This window comes from Paractinoplanes tereljensis, assembly GCF_016862435.1.
In the GTDB taxonomy this organism is placed as follows: domain Bacteria; phylum Actinomycetota; class Actinomycetes; order Mycobacteriales; family Micromonosporaceae; genus Actinoplanes; species Actinoplanes tereljensis.
In genome coordinates, this window is sequence record NZ_BOMY01000016.1 from 175616 (window position 1) to 194679 (window position 19064).

19 protein-coding genes are annotated in these 19064 nt (G+C 69.7%); 7 read left to right on the plus strand and 12 right to left on the minus strand.

Going from position 1 to position 19064, the window contains the following annotated elements; genetic code table 11:
• Positions 1-203: 203 nt before the first annotated feature.
• The 8 genes from Ate02nite_RS12310 to Ate02nite_RS12345 form a co-directional block, all read right to left on the minus strand.
• Positions 204-2348 (minus strand): MMPL family transporter, encoded by a 2145-nt coding sequence (locus tag Ate02nite_RS12310; protein WP_203804160.1) that lies wholly within the window; start codon positions 2346-2348, stop codon positions 204-206.
• Between the two features lie 71 nt (positions 2349-2419).
• Positions 2420-3064: a LuxR C-terminal-related transcriptional regulator gene (locus tag Ate02nite_RS12315; RefSeq protein WP_203804163.1), complete on the minus strand. Its 645-nt coding sequence runs from the start codon at positions 3062-3064 to the stop codon at positions 2420-2422.
• 12 nt (positions 3065-3076) lie between these two features.
• A complete protein-coding gene (locus tag Ate02nite_RS12320; RefSeq protein ID WP_203804166.1) occupies positions 3077-4381 on the minus strand; it encodes a sensor histidine kinase in 1305 nt (434 codons plus the stop codon).
• Between the two features lie 90 nt (positions 4382-4471).
• Positions 4472-5656 carry an acyl-CoA reductase gene (locus tag Ate02nite_RS12325; protein WP_203804440.1) on the minus strand — a complete coding sequence of 395 codons (1185 nt, stop codon included), beginning with the start codon at positions 5654-5656 and terminating at the stop codon, positions 4472-4474.
• Positions 5656-6690, minus strand: a complete 1035-nt coding sequence (locus tag Ate02nite_RS12330) for a LuxE/PaaK family acyltransferase (RefSeq protein WP_203804169.1) — start codon at positions 6688-6690, stop codon at positions 5656-5658. The genes Ate02nite_RS12325 and Ate02nite_RS12330 overlap by 1 nt, the downstream gene beginning before the upstream one ends.
• Entirely contained in the window at positions 6687-7913 is a 1227-nt protein-coding gene (locus Ate02nite_RS12335) for an AMP-binding protein (RefSeq protein ID WP_203804172.1), read from the minus strand. The genes Ate02nite_RS12330 and Ate02nite_RS12335 overlap by 4 nt, the downstream gene beginning before the upstream one ends.
• Positions 7910-8644 (minus strand): SDR family NAD(P)-dependent oxidoreductase, encoded by a 735-nt coding sequence (locus Ate02nite_RS12340; protein WP_203804174.1) that lies wholly within the window; start codon positions 8642-8644, stop codon positions 7910-7912. Before Ate02nite_RS12340 ends, Ate02nite_RS12335 begins: the two co-directional genes overlap by 4 nt.
• The gene (locus tag Ate02nite_RS12345; protein WP_203804176.1) at positions 8637-8882 is read right to left on the minus strand and encodes an acyl carrier protein; all 246 of its coding nucleotides are present in this window, start codon (positions 8880-8882) and stop codon (positions 8637-8639) included. The genes Ate02nite_RS12340 and Ate02nite_RS12345 overlap by 8 nt, the downstream gene beginning before the upstream one ends.
• A 187-nt stretch (positions 8883-9069) precedes the next feature.
• Here Ate02nite_RS12345 and pseB point away from each other — a divergent pair, with 187 nt between their 5' ends.
• Genes pseB through Ate02nite_RS12365 form a run of 4 tightly spaced genes read left to right on the plus strand, consistent with a single transcriptional unit; the run spans position 9070 to position 12916 of the window.
• Positions 9070-10056 (plus strand): UDP-N-acetylglucosamine 4,6-dehydratase (inverting), encoded by a 987-nt coding sequence (gene pseB, locus Ate02nite_RS12350; RefSeq protein WP_239147338.1) that lies wholly within the window; start codon positions 9070-9072, stop codon positions 10054-10056.
• Positions 10056-11180 (plus strand): DegT/DnrJ/EryC1/StrS family aminotransferase, encoded by a 1125-nt coding sequence (locus Ate02nite_RS12355; RefSeq protein ID WP_203804178.1) that lies wholly within the window; start codon positions 10056-10058, stop codon positions 11178-11180. Before pseB ends, Ate02nite_RS12355 begins: the two co-directional genes overlap by 1 nt.
• Before the next feature lie 3 nt (positions 11181-11183).
• Positions 11184-11909 carry a cytidylyltransferase domain-containing protein gene (locus Ate02nite_RS12360; RefSeq protein ID WP_203804180.1) on the plus strand — a complete coding sequence of 242 codons (726 nt, stop codon included), beginning with the start codon at positions 11184-11186 and terminating at the stop codon, positions 11907-11909.
• Positions 11906-12916, plus strand: coding sequence for a PseG/SpsG family protein (locus Ate02nite_RS12365; RefSeq protein ID WP_203804182.1), 1011 nt, complete (start codon positions 11906-11908; stop codon positions 12914-12916). Before Ate02nite_RS12360 ends, Ate02nite_RS12365 begins: the two co-directional genes overlap by 4 nt.
• Here Ate02nite_RS12365 and Ate02nite_RS12370 read toward each other — a convergent pair.
• Entirely contained in the window at positions 12903-13916 is a 1014-nt protein-coding gene (locus tag Ate02nite_RS12370; RefSeq protein ID WP_203804184.1) for an NADPH:quinone reductase, read from the minus strand. The genes Ate02nite_RS12365 and Ate02nite_RS12370 overlap by 14 nt on opposite strands.
• An 88-nt stretch (positions 13917-14004) precedes the next feature.
• Here Ate02nite_RS12370 and Ate02nite_RS12375 point away from each other — a divergent pair, with 88 nt between their 5' ends.
• On the plus strand, positions 14005-14760 hold the full coding sequence (locus Ate02nite_RS12375; protein ID WP_203804196.1) for a hypothetical protein: 756 nt from the start codon (positions 14005-14007) through the stop codon (positions 14758-14760).
• Between the two features lie 91 nt (positions 14761-14851).
• Here the strand turns inward: Ate02nite_RS12375 and Ate02nite_RS12380 are convergent, their stop codons facing one another.
• Entirely contained in the window at positions 14852-15115 is a 264-nt protein-coding gene (locus tag Ate02nite_RS12380; protein ID WP_203804198.1) for a helix-turn-helix domain-containing protein, read from the minus strand.
• 164 nt (positions 15116-15279) lie between these two features.
• Here Ate02nite_RS12380 and Ate02nite_RS12385 point away from each other — a divergent pair, with 164 nt between their 5' ends.
• Both Ate02nite_RS12385 and Ate02nite_RS12390 read left to right on the plus strand, forming a co-directional pair.
• Entirely contained in the window at positions 15280-15771 is a 492-nt protein-coding gene (locus Ate02nite_RS12385) for a response regulator transcription factor (RefSeq protein ID WP_203804200.1), read from the plus strand.
• A 19-nt stretch (positions 15772-15790) separates the two neighbouring features.
• Complete coding sequence (locus tag Ate02nite_RS12390) at positions 15791-17269, plus strand: DHA2 family efflux MFS transporter permease subunit (RefSeq protein ID WP_203804207.1); 1479 nt, start codon at positions 15791-15793, stop codon at positions 17267-17269.
• On the opposite strand, the gene Ate02nite_RS12395 is transcribed toward Ate02nite_RS12390, so the two are convergent.
• Both Ate02nite_RS12395 and Ate02nite_RS12400 read right to left on the minus strand, forming a co-directional pair.
• Positions 17253-18284 (minus strand): S66 family peptidase, encoded by a 1032-nt coding sequence (locus tag Ate02nite_RS12395; RefSeq protein WP_203804209.1) that lies wholly within the window; start codon positions 18282-18284, stop codon positions 17253-17255. The two genes, Ate02nite_RS12390 and Ate02nite_RS12395, sit on opposite strands and share 17 nt — an antisense overlap.
• A gap of 7 nt (positions 18285-18291) precedes the next feature.
• Entirely contained in the window at positions 18292-18915 is a 624-nt protein-coding gene (locus Ate02nite_RS12400; protein ID WP_203804211.1) for a helix-turn-helix transcriptional regulator, read from the minus strand.
• Positions 18916-19064 lie beyond the last annotated feature (149 nt).

Below are 19064 nucleotides of genomic sequence, written 5' to 3' on the forward strand. Positions count from 1 at the left end.
TCTGTCCGTTTGCCCACCCACTTACAGTGGACGCTCAGCAATATGAATAATCCTCGTAAGCGAGCGCGGGTCGACCCTCCCCCAGGGCCGACCGTCGTTCGGGTCGGGGTCAGACGCCGCCATGCCTGCCCCGATCGCACCAAGCCGACCCGGCGCGGGATATACCCCCATCTCGCGCCGGGTCGGTCTTAGGTCCCTTGGGTTCAGACCCCCGCGAGCGCACGCTCCCGGTCGGGGGTGGCCGCCGGCGGCGGCTCGTGGGCGATCTGCGGCAGCCAGCCCAGCCAGCGCGGCAGCCACCAGTTGCGCTCGCCGAGCAGGGCCATCACGGCCGGCAGCAGCACCGCCCGGATGATCGTCGCGTCCAGCAGGACCGCCGCCGCCAGGCCGATGCCCAGCTGCTTGGTCGAGGCCAGCGGCAGCGTCGCGAACAGTGCGAACACCGCCACCATCACCACCGCCGCGCTGGTGATGACGCCGGCCGTGCGGCCGATGCCCTCGCGCACCGCGTCCCGGGTCGACAGCCCCCGGTCGTGCCCCTCGCGAATCCGGCTCAGCACGAAGACGTGGTAGTCCATCGACAGGCCGAACAAAATGATGAAGAGGAAGAGCGGCATCCAGTTGGTGATCCCCGGCGAGGCCTGGAACTGCAGCTGCTTCTCGAAGTGGCCGTACTGGAAGACCCAGACCAGCATGCCGTACGCGGCCGCCACCGAGAGCAGGTTGAGCACCACGCCGGTGATCGCCACCACCACCGAACGGAACGACACCAGCAAGAGCAGGAAAGCCAGGCCGAGTACGAAGCCGAACACCCACGGCATGCTCTTGTCGAGCCGCGCGTTGAAGTCGGCGTCCCCCGCCCGTTCCCCGGTGACCAGGGCGTCCGGGCCGAAGGTCGCCGGCACCACCTGCTTGCGCAGCACGTCGAGCGCGTCGTCGCCGACCAGCCCGAGCGAGACGACGGTTACCGTGCCGGCCGGGTTGACCCTGGTCTCGACCGGGCCGGTGAGCTTCCCGCCGCTGTTCCCGACCGCCTTGGTGAAGGTCGCCAACTGCGCCTTGGGCACCGCGGCCGGCACCACCACCTCGGCCGGTGACGTCTTGCTCGGGAAGGCCTCGTCGACCGCCTTGAACGCCTGCACGATCGAGGCGTTCGGCGGGAGGTCCTCGATGCCCTCGGCCTTGGTGCGCAGGTCGAGCGCCGGAGCCGCGATCGCGGCCAGCGCGCCGACCGCCACGATCGTCGAGATCAGCGGCTTGGCCAGGACCAGATTGAGGAACGCGGTCCAGAACCGGCCGTCGCTGCGGCGGCGGTAGAGCCCCGGGATCTTGATGGCGTCGACCTTGTCGCCGAGAGCCGACAACATGGCCGGCAGCACGGTGAGCGAGCCGAGCACGGTCGTCGCGACCACCAGGATCGTGCCCACCGCGAAGCTGACGAAGGTGGTGTCGAAGGTCAGGAACATGCCGGCCATCGCCACGATCACGGTGAGACCGGAGATCCAGATCGACCGGCCCGAGGTTTGCGCGGCGATCAGCAGGGCCCGGTGCGGATCGGCGCCGTTACGCCGCTCGTCGCGCTCCCGCCGGATGTAGAACAGGCAGTAGTCGACCCCGACCGCGAGCCCGACCAGCAGCATCACGTGCATCGTGGTGTCGACCGTGGGCGCGAACCGGCTGGCCGCGGCGAGCAGGCCGATCGCCGCCACCACCGCGGTGACCGCCAGCGCGACCGGCAGCAGGGCCGCCACCACCGCGCCGAAGGCGATCAGCAGGATGCCCAGGGTCACCGGGATCGACAGCATGCCCAGCCGGGACAGGCCCTCGTCGAGGTCGTCGCCGATCAGCTTGTCGCCGCTCGCGTCGCCACCCTCGGCGATGTAGAGATCCGGATGCGCGGCCTGCACCTTGGCCACCGTGTCCAGGGCCGGGGAGACCCGGTCCTTGGCGGTGTCGGGGTCGCCGGTGATGCTGAAGGTGATCAGCGACGACTTCTTGTCAGGCGACTCGATCGGCGCCTGCACGCCGGTGACGTTGCTGGTGACCTTGAGCTGCTTGGTCAGATCGGTGAGCGCGGCCGCCCGGTCGCTGCCGGCCCGGTTCTGCACGATGACCATCTCGCCGGCCGCCTGCACCGGGAAACCGGCCGCCGCCACGATCTTGTCGGCCCGGCCCGAGTCGCCGTGCCCCTGGTCGGCGTTGGTCGCCTGGTGGGTGCCGATCTGCCCGCTGAGCACGGTCACGCCGATCACGAAAGCGATCCAGCCGAGGATCGCGAGCGTCCGGTGCCGGGCGCTCCACATCGCGGCCCGAGCCGCGATTCCCTTTACGTTCTCCCCCTGTTTCATGGGGAAAACGCTATGAAAAGCGGAGACCAGTCTCGATGAAGCAGGCTGCCGTCTTCGTGGTAGTGCTGGCACTACCCCTGTAGGTAGGCCAGCACTGCCAGCACCCGGCGGTGCTGCTCCTCGTCCTGGTGCAGGTTGAGTTTGGTGAAGATGTTGCGGACGTGCTTCTCGACCGCACCGTCGGTGACCACCATCTTGCGGGCGATCGCGGTGTTGGACATGCCCTCGGCCATCAGGCCCAGCACCTCCCGCTCGCGCGGGGTGAGGGTCTTCAGCGGGTCGTCCCGGCGCCGGCGGACCAGCAGCTGGCCGACCACCTCGGGGTCGAGCACGGTGCCGCCGGTGGCCACCCGGCGCAGCGCGTCGAGGAACTCGGCGACCTGGGACACCCGGTCCTTGAGCAGATAGCCGACCGCGCCCGCGCGGTCGGCCAGAAGGTCATCGGCGTACGAGACCTCGACGTACTGGGAAAGGACCAGGATCGGGCTCCCCGGGATCTTGGAGCGGGCCTCGACGGCGGCCCGCAGCCCCTCGTCGGTGTGCGAGGGCGGCATCCGCACGTCCACGATGGACACGTCCGGTCGGTGCTCGAGAATCGCCGACACGAGAGCAGGCCCGTCGCCGACGGCCGACACCACGGTGTGGCCGTTCTCTTCGACGAGCCTGATCAGTCCCTCGCGCAACAGCACCGCGTCATCAGCAATAACCACCCGCATGCCGCCATGCTGTCAGATCGGCAGCGCCGCGGTGAGCCGTGTTCCCCCGCCGACCGGGCTGTCCACGTCCAGGACGCCGCCGGCGGCCATCACCCGGTCCTCCAACCCGGCCAGACCGTGCCCCTTGGCCAGGCTGGCCCCACCGACACCGTTGTCGGAGACCTCCACCAGCAGGCCGGAGCTGGCCCGCTGCACGCTGACCTGCACCTCGGTGGCGTTGCTGTGCTTCGCCACGTTGGTCAGCGCCTCGGCCACCACGAAGTAGGCGGTCGACTCGACCGCCGGGTCGAGCCGCTCGAACTGCGGCGCGTCCAGGTCGACCGGGATGGTGCAGCGGCCGGCCAGTGCGGTCAGCGCGGCCTGCAGACCGCGGTCGACCAGGATCGGCGGCGCGATGCCACGGGACAGGGCGCGCAGCTCGTCGAGGGTCTCCCGGGTCTGGGCCAAGGCCTCGGCGACGGTCGCGCGGGCCGCGTCGGGGTCGGTGGCGAACTGCTGCTCGGCTCGGCCGAGGTCCATGGCCAGTCGCACCAGGCGCTGCTGCGGCCCGTCGTGGATGTCGCGTTCGAGCCGGCGCAGCGCGGTCGCCTCGGCCGAGACGGCGGCGGCTTTCTGCTGCTGGGCGACCTCACGGGCGGCGTTGGCCGCGGCGACCTGGTTGCGCAGGTCGTTGACCCCACAGAGCAGACCCTTCGCGAAGTACGCCTCCAGCAGCGCGGACGCCCGCACCACCCAGTACAGCGTGCCGGCGAAGAAGACGCCCAGGGCCAGGTAGAACGCGACCTTGGTGCCGTAGCTGCTGTCGAAGCCGAGCAGCTCGGGCAGGTCCTGGTCGTCCGGGCCGCTCGGCAGCGACCAGCCCCACAGGCCCCAGGTCAGCCCGCCGATGGCGCCCGACCACCAGGTGACCACGAAGACGAACGCGATCGTGCTGGGGATGAACCGGAACACGCCGTGCACCACGTCGAGCCAGCTCTGGCCGTCGGTGAGCGGGGTGAGCATCTTGCCGATCGGGCTCGCGCCCGGACGTTTCTTGTAATAGGGATGCTGGATCTGCCGCTGGAAGATCGGGCCGATCCGGGCGCGTTCGACCGTGGCCAGGCCGCGCGCAAGGTACATGGTCGCCATCAGGATGGGCAGGCCGATCCAGATGATGCTGGTGCCCACGCCGAGCCAGAACAACGGCATGACCAGCGAGATCGCGATGATGCCGAGCGGGAAGCCGAGAAGGACGTATTGGGTATCGAGGCCGATCTGGCGCAGGACCCCGCCGCGGCGGGCAGGTGCGGAAGCGGCTTCGGCGTAGGTCGTCGTCATGTCATTGACGCTAGGCATCGGCAGCCTCCCATCCGATCCCGCTGCCTGCCGGATCCACGGTAGGGCTAACCCTACGGTCGGGGGGCGAGCCTAGGCGATGGTGGTCAGGCGGGTGAACTCGTGGGGCAGGTCGTAGCCGTCCCAGATTGAGCCGAAGGTCAGGGCCTGGCCGAATGGGACTATGCGGTCTACTCCTCGGCCGCCCAGGGCCAGGGCGAACTCGCGCAACTCTTGCTGGGTGAAGCCGAAGTGGCTGAAGGTCTGGTCCTGGCGGTTCATCGCCGGGACCAGGTCCTGCAGGGAGCTGACCTCGGCGAACGGGAACGCGCCGGCTCCGATCCAGCGCCGGGGTGCGTCCGGCACTGCGGTCAGCGACATCTCGGTCACCGAGTTGGCCGGGAACGACATCGCCGAGATCGCGCCGGTGGCGGCCATGCCGTAGGCGTTTACCCGCTTCTCCACCGCCATTGCCGCGTCTACCGCCCAGCCGCGCTGGTCGACCACCTCCAGCAGGAGCTCTACGAACTCGGCTCGGACGTCGTCGGTGTTTTCGCCGACCAGGAAGACCGTTCTTGGCGACGAGCAGGCGGCCTGGTCGAACCAGTACGCGTCGTTGGAGAAGCCGACCACGGCCTCTCGCCTTGCCGCGGGGGTGGCCGTGCGCCAACCTGCGGCCGAGAGCGCGGCCCAGGACGTACGGTCCGGGAAGGTCAGGTCGCGGGCCGATGGGCGCAGCGGGTGTTTGCGGATGGCCTCGACCGCGGTGTCGCCGCCCCAGATCACCCGCAGGTCGCACCACTGGCTCAGGGCCGCGGTGATCGCGTCGTCCCGGCCGTAGGTGATCATGCGCTGGGTGCGGCCGATCACCGGGTCGGCGTCGGCCAGTACCTCGTTGAGGGCGTCCAGGATGGTGTCGGCGGCCGCCGCCGAGCGTTCCGAGATGCGTACGACGTTGTGGTTTCCGGCCAGGGCGGACAGCGCCCACGAGTACACGAAGATGGTGTCCACGTTCGCCGGGGGCACGTGGAAGACGTTGCCGCGCGGGAAGGTGATCGCGTCGTCGCGCTGCATCCGGGCGACCGCCCGGTGCAGTTCGGCGGGGCGCAGGAAGTAACCGAGCGAGCCCAGCTCGGGGTGCCGTCGGGCCACCGCGGGCGCGAGCAGCTTGCGGGCCACCTTGGCCAGGAAGTCGATAATCCGCTGGTCACCGACGGTGAGGCGGTCGTCGACCGGGGCCGTCAGATCGGCCGAAGCATCGCCGAACCGGAACTTGATCACGCCGCCTCCCGGTACGTGTCGGAGCAACCGCGCGCCTCGGCCCGGGGCAGTCGCCCGAGCACCGAGAAGCGTTTGCCGGGCCAGTCGCCGTCGTCGATGCCGTGCACCACGCCCAGGTCTTCGGTCAGCAGCACGTGGCCGGGGTACGAGGTGGGCAGCGTGCTCAGCACCTCGAGCAGGCCGGGCTCGCCGGGTGGAAGTTCCCGCCAGGTCTGCGGGTCGCGGACCACCACGTCGGCGAAGTCGGGGCAGTACAGCGAGCCGCCGGACGGGCCCTCCAGGAAGACCGTGCCGATCTGCTCGACCATGCCGTAGTAGTTGTGCACGTTGGTCAGGCCGACCCCGGCCAGCCGGGCCCGGAACTCGTCGGGCGAGACGGCCTGGTCGATCAGCTTCTTCCAGCCGCCGGAGTGGATCAGGATGCCGTTCGAGAGGTCCAGGCCGTTGTCCCGGGCGACCTCGTAGAGGTGCAGCCAGACCAGGAAGGTGAAGCCGAAGATCAGGAAGGGCGCGTCGCCGTGCTTCTCCAGGAAACCGCGGATCGCGGCCAGGTCGACCTGGCCCTCGTTGTCGAGCGCCCACACGTGGTCGCGCCCGAAGGTCGACATGCCGAGCACCCCGGCACCGCGGGCCGAGAACGACTTGCGGTCCTTGAGCATGGCCTTGGTGTCGACAAGCAGCATCGGCAGGCGCTTGGGGCCGAGCACGCTCTGCACGGTGGCGCCCAGCCGGCGGGTCTGTTCGGCGGCCGCGTGCTTGTCCAGGTAGATCTTGCTGACCTCACCGGTGGTGCCGCTCGAGGTCAGCACCTTGAACACCTCGTCGTCCGGGATGCTCTTGAGCTCGAGGTTCTTGAACAGCCGGACCGGCAGCCAGGGCAGGTCGGCGACCGTCGACGCTCCGGAATACCCGTTCGCCGCCAAAATCCGGGCATAGGGCTCGGAGCGGGCACGGTGGTGCTCGGTCAACGCGGACAGCTCTTTGACCAGCACCGCTTCCTTGGCAGCTTGCGGAAGGGTGAAGACACTCACAGCGACGCCTCCAGGGCGCGGTAATCGACCTTGCCGTTGGGGAGCAGCGGCAGCGCCTCGATGCTACGTACGACGACGCCGGAGAAGTGTGTCCCGAGCCACTCGGCGATCTTCGTGCGCAGTTCGCGGGCCTCGTCATCGGTGGCGTCGAGGGCGAAGACGGTCAGCTTGTCGTCGCCGGCCACCGCGGTGACCGGGAAGTTCTTCTCCACGTCATCCAGGTTGATCCGGACGCCGAAGACCTTGCCCATCCGCTTGATCCGGCCGGTGATGAACAGGAAGCCCTCGTCGTCGACGCGACCGAGATCACCGGTGTGCAGTACGCCACCTAGCTCGTCACCCTTGGCCAGGTCGGCGGCGGTGTCGGCGTACCCCATCATGACGTTCGGGCCGTGATAGACGACCTCGCCGTCCGGCGAGATCGCGAAGCGGCCGCCCGGCAGCGCGAGCCCCACCGAGCCCTGCTTCTCGGCCAGGCGGGCCGGCGGCAGGGTCGCCATCCGCGGCGCGGCCTCGGTCTGGCCGTACATCACGTAGAGCGAACCGTCGACCGTCGCCATCCGCTCGGCGAAGTCGGTGACCAGGTCGGTGCGCAGCCGGCCGCCGGCCTGGGTGAGCTTGCGCAGCGCCGGGTACTTCGCCGGGTCGAAACGCAGCCGGCGCAGCATCTCGTACTGATAGGGCACGAAGGCCATCGACGTCACGTGGTACTCGACCGCCGCGGTCCAGAAGTCGCGCTGCATGAGGCCGGTGCGTTCGAGGACGACCGTGGCGCCGCGCAGCAGATGCGAATTCAGGACCGACATGCCGTACGAGTAGAAGAGCGGCAGCGTCGTGATCGCCACGTCGTCGGCGGTGATGTCGAGAACGTCGGCGATCTGCCCGGCGTTGGCCAGCACCGCGTCGGCGGAGAGCCGCACCAGCTTGGGGTTGCCGGTCGAACCGCTGGTGGTGAGCAGCAGCGCCAGGTCGGGGTGCACGTCGCCGGTCGCGAAGCGCTCGGCCCAGTGCGTGTTGTCGCCGTCCGGGTCGAGCAGCACGATCGGCCGGCCCAGCTGCAGCGCCGCGAGATAGCGGGCGATATCCGGAACCGTCGTCGAGAACGGGTGAAAGACCACCGCTCCCGGCCCGAGCTCGGTGGCCGCCTCGGCGACGGTCGACGCGGTGAGTGTTTCGCCGGTCGCGGCGTCGAGCACGCGCGCGCCGGGGTGGAGCAGGTTCACAGCGTCAATCCTCCGTCCACGCCGAGCACCTGGCCGGTCACGAACCGGGCCTGCTCGGAGAGGAGGAAGACGATCACGTCGGCGACCTCGTCGGCCTCGCCCAGGCGGCCCAGCGCGGTGTCGCCGATCCGCTCCGCGCGCCCGGGCTCGTCGAGCGAGTCCAGCATGTCGGTGGCGATGAAACCCGGTTCGACGGCGTTGACCCGGATCCCCTGCGGGCCGAGTTCCTTGGCCGCCGACTTGGCCAGGGCCGCCACGGCGGCCTTCGACGCGGCGTAGACGGCCTGGCCGGCGATGCCGCGCGTCGCGGTGATCGACGAGACCAGGACCACCGCGGGGGTACGCCCACGGGCGAGCAGCCGGGCCGCACCACGCAGGGTGTACGCCGCCCCGGCCGAGTTGACCGCGAACAGGCGCTGGATGGTGGCGTCGTCGGTCATCCCGAGAAGCCCGGCGGCATGTGTGCCGGCGTTGACCACGAGCGCGTCGAGCCGCTTGAAGTTGGCGAACGCCAACTGCATGAGCGCCTTGCTGGTGGCCGGATCACCGATGTCGCCGCTGCCGGTGAACGTCGTCACACCGAATTTCTCGGCGAGCTCTTTGCCCACCTCGACGACCGCTTCGCCATGGCCGTGCAGCACTAGGTCGTACCCACGCTCGGCGAGCTTCGTAGCGGTGGCACGACCGATTCCGCGGGAGGCCCCGGTCACCAAGGCCACCCGATCACTCATTGATGTCTACCCCGTATTTACCAAGAATTCGCACAGCTTCACTGAAGCTAGACAGGTTGATCACGTCATCGGTATCGATCATGACGGAGAACTCGTCCTCGATAGTCGCAATCAGCGACATGTGCGCAAGGGAATCCCACTTCTCATTGTCCTGGTACTGCAGGTCATCCACGGGCGCATCCGCCGGAAGATCGAGGGCGGTGCGGAAGGCTTCCCGCAGTTTCTGCAGCTCACTCACAGGTGCTCCAAGGTAGGGGTGGACAGAGGACTCCTACTTTCTTACAGCCTCTTGGTCCTCATGACCAATCTCGTCTTAACTCAAGTTGAACGAGTGTTGTCCTTTTGCATCTGCCCTGGAAATGGCCACGATCGTGGTTATGCTTCCGCCTCGTACGGCCTTCATGCCCACCCCCGGGAGCTCAATCGTGTCTGAAATCAGCGGGTCTTCGATCCTCATCACCGGTGGTACCGGATCGTTCGGGAAGGCGTTTCTCGAACACGCCCTCACCCATCTGGACCCGGCCCGCATCGTCGTCTTCTCCCGGGACGAGCTGAAGCAGTACGAGGTCCGCCAGCGGTTCGGCGACGACAAGCGCATCCGCTTCTTCCTCGGCGACATCCGCGACCGCGACCGCCTGGCCCGCGCCATGCACGGCGTCGACTACGTCGTGCACGCGGCCGCGCTCAAGCAGGTCGACACCGCCGAGTACAACCCGTCCGAGTTCGTGAACACGAACATCAACGGGTCGCAGAACGTGATCGACGCCGCGATCAACGCCGGCGTCAAGAAGGTCGTCGCGCTCTCCACCGACAAGGCGTCCAGCCCGATCAACCTGTACGGCGCTACCAAGCTGGTTGCCGACAAGCTGTTCATCGCCGGCAACCACTACGCCGCCACCCACCCGACCCGCCTGGCCGTGGTCCGCTACGGCAACGTGATGGGCAGCCGCGGCTCGGTCGTGCCGCTGTTCCGCAAGCTGGCCGCCAACAGCCAGAGCCTGCCGATCACCGACAAGCGGATGACCCGCTTCTGGATCACGCTGCCGGCCGCGGTGAAGTTCGTGGTCGACTCGTTCGACCGGATGGAGGGCGGCGAGCTGTTCGTGCCGCGCATCCCGAGCATGCGCATCATGGACCTGGTCGAGGCGGTCGCGCCCGGCTCGCCCACGCACGAGACCGGCATCCGCCCCGGCGAGAAGCTGCACGAGGAAATGATCGCCTCCGACGACAGCCGCCGCACCCTGCGCTTCCCGGACCGCTATGTCGTGCAGCCGGTCGCCGCGAGCTGGGGCTACCAGGCCCCGGTCGGCGGCGAGGAGGTCGCCGACGGCTTCAACTACCGGTCCGACAACAACGACCTGTGGCTCTCCGTCGACGACATGCGTGCGCTGATCGAGGCCGAGGAGAAGTGATGCTGCCGTACGGGCGGCAGTCGATCGACCAGTCCGACGTCGACGCGGTGCTCGCCGCGCTCGGCAGCGACTGGTTGACCACCGGCCCGCGGGTGGCCCGGTTCGAGGCGGACATCGAGGCCGTGGCCGGCGCCCCGGCCGTGACGGTCACCAACGGCACCACCGCGCTGCAGACCGCGTACGCCGCGGCCGGGGTCGGAGCCGGCGACGAGGTCGTCACCACCCCGATGACGTTCGTGGCCACCGCGTCCTGTGCCAACCTGCTCGGCGCCAAGGTGATCTTCGCCGACATCGAGGACGAGACCGCCAACCTGGACCCGGCCGCGGTCGAGGCGGTAGCGACGTCGCGCACCCGGGCGATCGCGGCGGTCGACTACGCCGGCCACCCGGCCGAGTACGACGCGCTCCGCAAGATCGCCGAGCGGGTGGACGCCGTGCTGGTCGGCGACGCCGCGCACGCGATCGGCTCGACCTACCACGGCCGTCCGGTCGGCACCCTCGCCGACCTGACCACGTTCTCCTTCTTCCCGACCAAGAACCTGACCACCGCCGAGGGCGGCGCGGTCGCCGCCACCCGGCCCGACCTGCTGGCCCGGGCCCGCACGTTCCGCAACATCGGGATGGTCCGCGAACCCGATCAGCTCCGGAACCCGGACGAGGGCGGCTGGTACTACGAGGTGCAGTCGTTCGGGCTGAACTTCCGGCTGCCCGACGTGCTCTGCGCCCTGGGCAGCTCGCAGCTGGCCCGGCTGGCCGACTTCAAGGCCACCCGGCAGCGGCTGACCGCCCGTTACGACGAACTGCTCGCCGACGTGCCCGGCCTGCGCCTGCCGATCCAGCGGGCGGGCGTCGACCCGATGCGCCACCTCTACCCGGTGCGCATTCTCGACGGACGCCGCCGCGAGGTGTACGACCGGCTGCGCGCGGCCGGGATCGGCGTGCAGGTGAACTACATTCCGGTCTACTGGCACCCGGTCTACCAGGACCTGGGCTACCGCCGGGGGATGTGCCCGGTGGCCGAGACCTTCTACGCCGAACAGCTGTCGCTGCCGCTGTTCGTGGACCTCACCGACGCCGATCAGGATCGCGTCGTGGAGTCCCTGCGCCATATTCTTGGGAGCTGACGAATGACCACGCTCGGCATTGTTCAGGCTCGGATGGACTCCTCTCGTCTGCCGGGCAAGGTTCTCCTGAAGCTGGGCGAGCGCACCGTGCTCGAGCGCTGCGTGCGCGGCGCCCAGCTCAGCGGGGTCGTCGACGAGGTGGTCGTGGCCACCACCGTCGAGGAGACCGACGACGTGATCGTCGAGGAATGCGCCCGGATCGGGGTGTCCTGCCACCGCGGGCCGGTCGACGACGTGCTGGCCCGGTTCCTGGGCGTGCTCGACGAGTACGACAGCGACATCGTCCTGCGGTTCACCGCCGACAACCCGCTGATCGACCCGGCCCTGATCGCCCGCGCCTACCGGGTCTTCGTGGCGGCCGGCGCCGATTACCTGACCACGTCGATCGCGCACACCCTGCCGCGCGGTATGGACGTCGAGATGGTCCGCACCCCGGTGCTGCGGTCGATCGACGCACTCGCCACCGACCACCACCGGGTGCACGTCACGTCGTACCTCTACACGCACGCCGACGACTTCGACGTGATCGGCCTGACCCTCCAGCCCGACCGGTCCCACCTGCGGCTGACCGTGGACACCGAGGACGACTGGAAGGTGGTCTCGGCGATCGTCGACCAGTTCGGCGACGAGCCGGTGCCGCTCCGCGAGGTCACCACCTGGCTGGCTTCCCGGCCCGACCTGGTCGAGCTGAACGCCCACGTACTGCAGAAGGCACTCGTGCAGGCGTGACGATCGTCGGGATTCGCTGCGACGCCGGTCCGCGCACCGGCGTCGGGCACCTGGTGCGGTGCGTCGCCCTGGCCGAGGAGCTGGTCGCCCGGGACGTCGGGGTGCGCTTCCTGGCCGACCTCGGCGGCGTCGGTTGGGCCGAGGCCCAGCTCACCCAGCGCGGACTGCCCTGGCACCCGCCGCCGTTCGACCCGGTCGGCCTGGTGGCGGCGGTCGAGCGGCTGGAACTCGACGCGCTGGTGATCGACTCGTACACCCTGCCGCCGCTGCACAGCGTGGCCGTCCGCAAGACCGGGCGGCCGGTGCTGGCCATCGTGGACGGGGCCTTCCGGGGCCAGTCCGCCGACATCTACGTCGACCAGAACCTGGACTCGGTGATCACGGCCGAGGGCGTGGTCGGGCTGGCCGGGATCGACTATGCACTGTTACGCGGATCGGTGCGGCAGCTGCGGCCGCTCTCTGCGCCGGTGCACAGCTCCGTCCGTACGCCCAAGGTGGTGGCTTTTTTCGGCGGAACCGACGCCTATCGGGCGGCGCCGCAGGCAGCCGCCCTGCTCGCCGCGACCGGCGTGCCCTTCGACGCGACGATCATCGGCGCGAACGAGGAACTGCGGGCCGAGCTGTCGGCCGTGCCGGCCGGGCCCGGCCAACGCTTCGAGATCATCCCGCCCACCGACGACCTGCCGAAACTCCTGGCCGGCGCCGACCTGGCGGTCAGCGCCAGCGGCACCTCGACCTGGGAACTGCTGTGCCTCGGCCTGCCGTCCGCGCTGGTCTGGGTGGTCGACAATCAAATTCTTGGGTACGACCGGACGATCGCGCGCGGCTTCGCGGCCGGGCTCGGGCAGCTCGGCCATTTCGACCAGGACTCGGTGGCGACGCTGCGAGCCCTGCTCACCGGCGCCGAGGCACGCACCGCCCTGGCCGCCCGGGCGTGGGCGGCCGTGGACGGGCGCGGCGTCGAACGGGTGGCCGACGCGCTGCTGGCAGCGGTTACGGCTGGGTGACCTCGACGACGACCTTGCCGATCGCGTTCTGCTCGACCGCCTCGTGCGCGTCACTGACCCGCTCGAACGGGAACCGCAGGATCGGCAGGCCGGCCTCCTCGCCAACCTTGACCGCCCCGGAGTTGACCGCCTCGGCGACCGCCGCGACCGCGTTGTCCTTCTCCTCGGTCGTGGTGGTGTAGGTCAGCACGAAGTCGAGGCTGACGTTCTTGAGCATCGCCTTGAAGCTCGGGACCGTCACCTCGCCGGCCACGTAGATGCCGATGTTGCCGCCCGGCGCGATCACGCTGAGGTCGGTGCGCAGGTTTTCGGTGTTGACCTCGACCACCACCTGCACCCCACCCGGCGCCAGCTCCTTGACCCGCGCGACCACGTCCTCCTCGCGGTAATTGATCACCGCATCGGCTCCGGCCGCGACCGCGAGGTCGGCTTTCTCCTTGGAACTGACCGTGGTCAGCACGGTCGCGCCGGCCCACTTGGCCAGCTGGATGGCCGCGTTGCCGACCGCACCGGCACCACCCGCCACCAGCACCGTCCGCCCGTCGAGGGCGCCCGGCGCGAGGCGGGCGGGCCCATCGCTGGCCAGCGTGAGACAGCGGTGCGCGGTGAGCGCCGGAATGCCCAGGGCGGCCCCGACCTCGAACGGCACGTCCTCGTTCATCCGGACCACCTGCCGGCGCGGCAGCACCACGTATTCCTGGGCGGTCCCGTTCTCCCGGCCGTAACCGGCGTCCCACACCCAGACCGGATCGCCCGGCTCAAGCCCGTGAACGCCCTCCCCCACGGCGTCGACGACGCCGGAGCCGTCCTGGTTGGGCACCCGAGGCGGGCTCACCCCGTCGGGAACACCACGCCCGGCGCGGGTCCCGGTATCGGTCGGATTGACGGCGGACAGCACGATCCGAACCCGGACCTCACCGGCCCCGACCGCCGGCATCTCCCGCTCGACAATCCGCAGGACGGCAGCAGGCCCAGGCTCTTCAAAGACAGCAGCACGCATAGACCCCACCATAAGACTTGCGTTGTAACTACTGGCGGTTGTAGATCGCTATTGCGACGAGGCCGCGGATGGTCAGGTCGGCGAGGTCGTGTCTACAACCGTTACCGCTCCTGCTGCGAGGACCCGGGGTAAGTCGAAGCAGCGGAACTGGCGGCGCGACGCTGAGGCTGCGGTCGCGGTGATCCGGCTCGAGTTGGATCTGTCGGACCCGGCGATCCGGTCGCGGATGTTCACCATGTTCGGTGCGATCTGGCAGCTGCGGCGCGCGTTGCAGCGCCGGGCTGTCAATCGGGTGGGCGCGTACTGGCGGTCGCCGCACCTGCGGGCGATCGATGCGAAGGCGGCCCGGGACGCCTTCGGCCTGTCGCGCAGGGCGTTTGAGCAGGTAGCGGCCGGGCATGTGGACCGGTCGGGGTGGCTTCGCCGGCACCTGACCAGAGCCGTCGCCATGCACTTGGCGGACGAGGTGTGGCAGAGCGTCGATCGGCATCTGTTCGCCGACGAGTCCGGCAACCGTCACGGCCGGCCGCGGGTCGCAACGTGGTGGACGTCGAACCGGATCCCGGGCCGGGCCCGCTCGCACACGAAACCAAGAACGTGGGAGACCTTCCAGCTCGTCGGGTCGCTCGCCGCGCACCGTGCCGCCGGCGGGCATCACCGCCGGACGCCGGTCAAGCCGGGCGACCGGTCGACATGGTGGGACTACACCGGCCCGCTGGCCGTCGTGTTCACCGGCGCCGGGGACGATCTCGTCCTGCCGGTGAAACTCGCAGCCGGGCCTGGCCAGCAGGCGCGGCTGGATCACTTCCTCGAGACCGGAATGGCGTCGGCGGCCTCGCGATAGGCGGAGTCGTAGGTGAGGATCAACGCTCCGCCTTCGCCCTGGATGAGCCGCCCCGCGACTCGGCCGCCGAGCAGCACCGCCAGCTCGCGAGTCATGCCGGGCCGCCGAGCGAGTCGAGGTAGGCGTCGAGATCAACCGCCGGTGTGGGCTCGGGGCGACAGTCAAGGTAAAGACCCAGAGCGCTGACGATCTTGAAGACCAGGCCGATCTCAGCAGTGGGCTTGCCCGCCTCGAGGTCGGAGAGCCAGCGTCGGCTGACCGTGGCTCGGACGGCCAGGTCGACCTGACTCAGGCCGGCTGCTCGTCGGCGGTCACGCACGTAGAGCCCGAGGTCCCGGACGTTGCTGACACGCATGACACCTCCCGCTGTGCGCGTACGTGCACATCCTAGTCGTTGTGCACGTACGCGCACAATCGCGTTGATGTGCACGTACGTGCGCATCCGGGGAAACGGCTCAGTGGGTTTGGGCGGGGTGCCGAACATCAGGATGTTCGAGTTGAACGTTTCTGGAGGCCCTCGTGTCAACCGTGCTCATCGCCGACGACGACGCCGATCACCGCGAGCTGCTTACCCTTGCCCTCCGGCGCGCCGGGCACGACGTGGTCACCGCCGAGAACGCCGGCGCCGCGATGACCGCCCTGCGCGGTGGGGGCATCGACGCCGCCCTGATCGACGTGCGGATGCCCGGTGAATCCGGCATCGAGCTGTGCCGCCGGCTGCGCGCCGAGCCGGCCACCGCGCTCCTGCCGGTGATGCTGATCAGCGCCGACGTCAACGACCAGCGGATCCTCGCCGCGCTCGACGCCGGCGCCGACGACTACCTGACCAAGCCGTTCCACCGGGCTGAGCTCTGCGCCCGGCTGGACACCCTGATCCTGCGCAAGCCGTACGCGGCCGGCCAGGCGAGCGTGTCCGCGGCCGTGGCGAGCGCGGCCTTCCGGGCCGCCACCCGGGCCGTCCGCGGCGCCGCCACGCAGGCTTCGGAGCCGCGTAGCCGCACCGTCGCCTGACCACGCGTAGCCTCGGCGCATGGCCGAGCCTGAGTTGATCAAATACCGCAGCGCTACCGGCCGCTGGGTCCTGCTGGCCACCGTGCTCGGCACCAGCCTGGCCTTCATCGACGCCACCGTGGTGAACATCGCGCTGCCCGAGATCGGGCGCGGCCTGTCGGCCGAGGCGGCCGGCTTGCAGTGGACCGTCAACGGGTACGCGTTGAGCCTGGCCTCGCTGATCCTGCTGGGCGGGTCGCTGGGTGACCGGTTCGGCCGCAAACGCGTGTTCATGATCGGTATCGGGTGGTTCGCGGTCGCCTCGCTGCTCTGCGGACTGGCGCCGAACATCGAGCTGCTGATCGGCGCCCGGGTACTGCAGGGAATCGGCGGCGCCCTGCTCACCCCGGGAGCGCTGGCGATCCTGGAAGCGTCCTTCGTCCGCGACGACCGGGCCCGCGCGATCGGCGCCTGGTCGGGGCTGGGCGGGATCGGCGGTGCGCTCGGGCCGTTCCTCGGTGGCTGGCTCGTCGAGGCCGGCAGCTGGCGGTACATCTTCCTGATCAACGTGCCGGTGGCCGCGTTCGTGCTGTGGGTCGCGGCCAAGCACGTGCCCGAGTCGCGCAACCCGTCGGCCGCCCGCCGGATCGACGTGGCCGGGGTGCTGACCGGCGCGGTCGGTCTGGGCGGGCTCACCTACGGCTTCACCGCGTGGCCGATGCGCGGGCCCGGCGATCCGGTGGTGCTGATCTCGCTGGCCGTCGGGGTGGTCGGCCTGGTGGCGTTCGTGCTGGTCGAGCGAAGCTCCCCGCAGCCGATGGTGCCCCTGCGGATCTTCCGGACCGTGGCGTTCGCCGGTGCCAACCTGGTGACCCTGCTGGTGTACGCGGCGAACGGCGGCGTCTTCTTCCTGGTCGTGATCAATCTGCAGGTGGTGGCCGGGTTCACGCCGCTGGCCAGCGGGATCGCAATGCTTCCGGTGACCGTCCTGATGCTGTTGCTGTCGTCCCGTTCGGGCGCGCTCGGGCAGCGGATCGGGCCGCGGATCCCGATGACGGCCGGGCCGCTGGTCTGCGCCGTGGCTCTGGTGCTGATGTCGATGATCGGGCCGGACGCGTCCTACCTGACCGACGTACTCCCCGGGGTGGTGATCTTCGGTTTGGGGTTGTCGTTGCTTGTCGCGCCGCTGACCTCGACGGCGCTGGGTTCGCTGGACGACGCGTACGCCGGCATCGCCTCCGGGGTGAACAACGCGGTGGCCCGGGCCGCCGGCCTGCTGTCGGTGGCGATCCTGCCGCTCGCCGCCGGGCTCGGGGCCGGCAGCCTGACCGTGTCCGATCAGCTGCACCCGGTCTACCGGCACGCGCTGCTGATCTGCGCCGGGCTGATGGCGGCGGGCAGCGTGATCGCGTTCTTCCTGATCCCGAATCGGCTGGCCGCGCACGCTCCGGCCGACACGTTCTGCGACCCGTGCTCGCCGCCGCTGCGCCCGGCCGACACCGTCAGAAGTGCGCGGTGATCCGGCGCGCCGGGCCGTCGACGGTCATCCGGCCGCCGTACGGCAGGATCCACTGCGGGGCCGTATGTCCGAAATCGACACCGAAGACGGCCATCGCCGCCGGGCTATAGGTGTGCAGCGCGCGCAGGACCGCCTCACGCTGGTCATCGCGGAACTTCGCGCGCTCCGACTGCGGTGGCCGGTTCTCGATGTTGCTGGCCTTGGCGGTGGCGACCAGGACCGCCGGGAACTGTTGCAACAGGCCACGCTCGCCGGCGTTGCGCAGCACCCGGAACACCTGCTCGGCTGACGGCATCTCCTCCGAGGTCTCCAGCAGCAGGATCGAGCCGGCATAGGAGTCGACCGGGCCGATCCAGCGGTTCGCGGCCAGGTTCCAGCTCACGATCTCCAGGCTGCCGCCCCAGGTCGGCGCGGTGACCACCCGGTCGGCTCGGTGCCAGAAGAAACCCGGGCTCTTGACCCGCGGCGACGAGGTGCTGAGGGAGGCCGGATCGGTCCAGCTCAGCTCCTCGTCGGTGAACCCGGCGACCGGCGTGATCTCCAGATCGGTCGTCTCGAACAGCGCGGCCCGCAGTGAGGCCAGGTGCTCGGGGTCGACCGCGCCGCCGCGCGCGAGGTGCACCAGGGTGGAGCCGCCGTGGTAGCCGGCCACGCCGTGCAACCACAGCCAGTTGAGCACGTTGGTGTTGTCGGAGTAGCCGAAGTAGGGCTTCGGGTCGGCCCGGAACGGCGCCGGGTCGAGGTGCGGCAGCACGGTGATCTGGTCGTCGCCGCCGATGGTGGCGAAGACGGCCCGGATGCTGGGGTCCCGGTAAGCGGCCATCAGGTCGGCGGCCCGCTCGGCCGGCGTTCCCTGCAGCCTGGTGGTCGGAAACTCCACCGGCTCGAGGTCGAGCAGGTCACGGATGCGGCTCAGGGCCTGGTCCTGAAGGGCCGGAAAGATGCCCGGGCCGGCCCAGGACGGCGAGACCACCGCGACCTTGTCGCCACGCTTCAGTTTTGGGGGGTTTTCCACCCCGACATCAGATCATCCCGGCGCGCAGCGCGTAGGCCACCGCGTGCGAGCGATTGCGCAGTTTGAGCCGGTGGGTCACGCCGTAGATGACGTTCTTCACGGTCCGCTCCGAGTAGCAGAGCTTCCCGGCGATCTCGTTGGTGTCGAAGCCGTCCGCCATCAGCCGCAGCACGTCGATCTCGCGCGGGGTCAGCCCGGACGCGTTCAGCCCGTTCGGCGCCAGCACGTCCCGCTGCATCCGCTCGACCTGCTTGAGCAACTCGCCGACCAGATTCGGCGGCATCACCCCGCCACCGCACGCGGCCGCCCGCACGCTGTGCGCCAACCGCTCGGCGGTGACCGCCGTGCGCGGCAGGATGCCCACCACCCGGCACTCCACCGCGGTCATCAGCTCGGCTTCGAGGATCTCCTGGCAGACCAGCACGATCGGCGCGCTCACGTCGGCACCGGTGCGGCGCAGCGCCGCCACCACGTCCGGGGTGAGCCGCTCGGCCGCCGCGACCAGCACGTCGGCGTCGTGCCGCTGGTTGCTGCGTAGTACCACCATGTCGTTCCGGAATTGGAGTAACGCGGCCAACCCGGCATGACTGACCGGATCCATCGCCTGCAGCGCGACCTTCACCTGTTCCACGGCCCGCTCCTCCCACGAGTAGGTGTGGGAGCAAGTGTCGGAAAAGGTTCTTCAGAGAACCTTCAGAGATTCTTCAGGGCGTGATAGAGGCCGATAGGCCAGTTCACCAGGGGGTCATCGGGCGGGGAAGGGCTACGGCGGAGGACTGC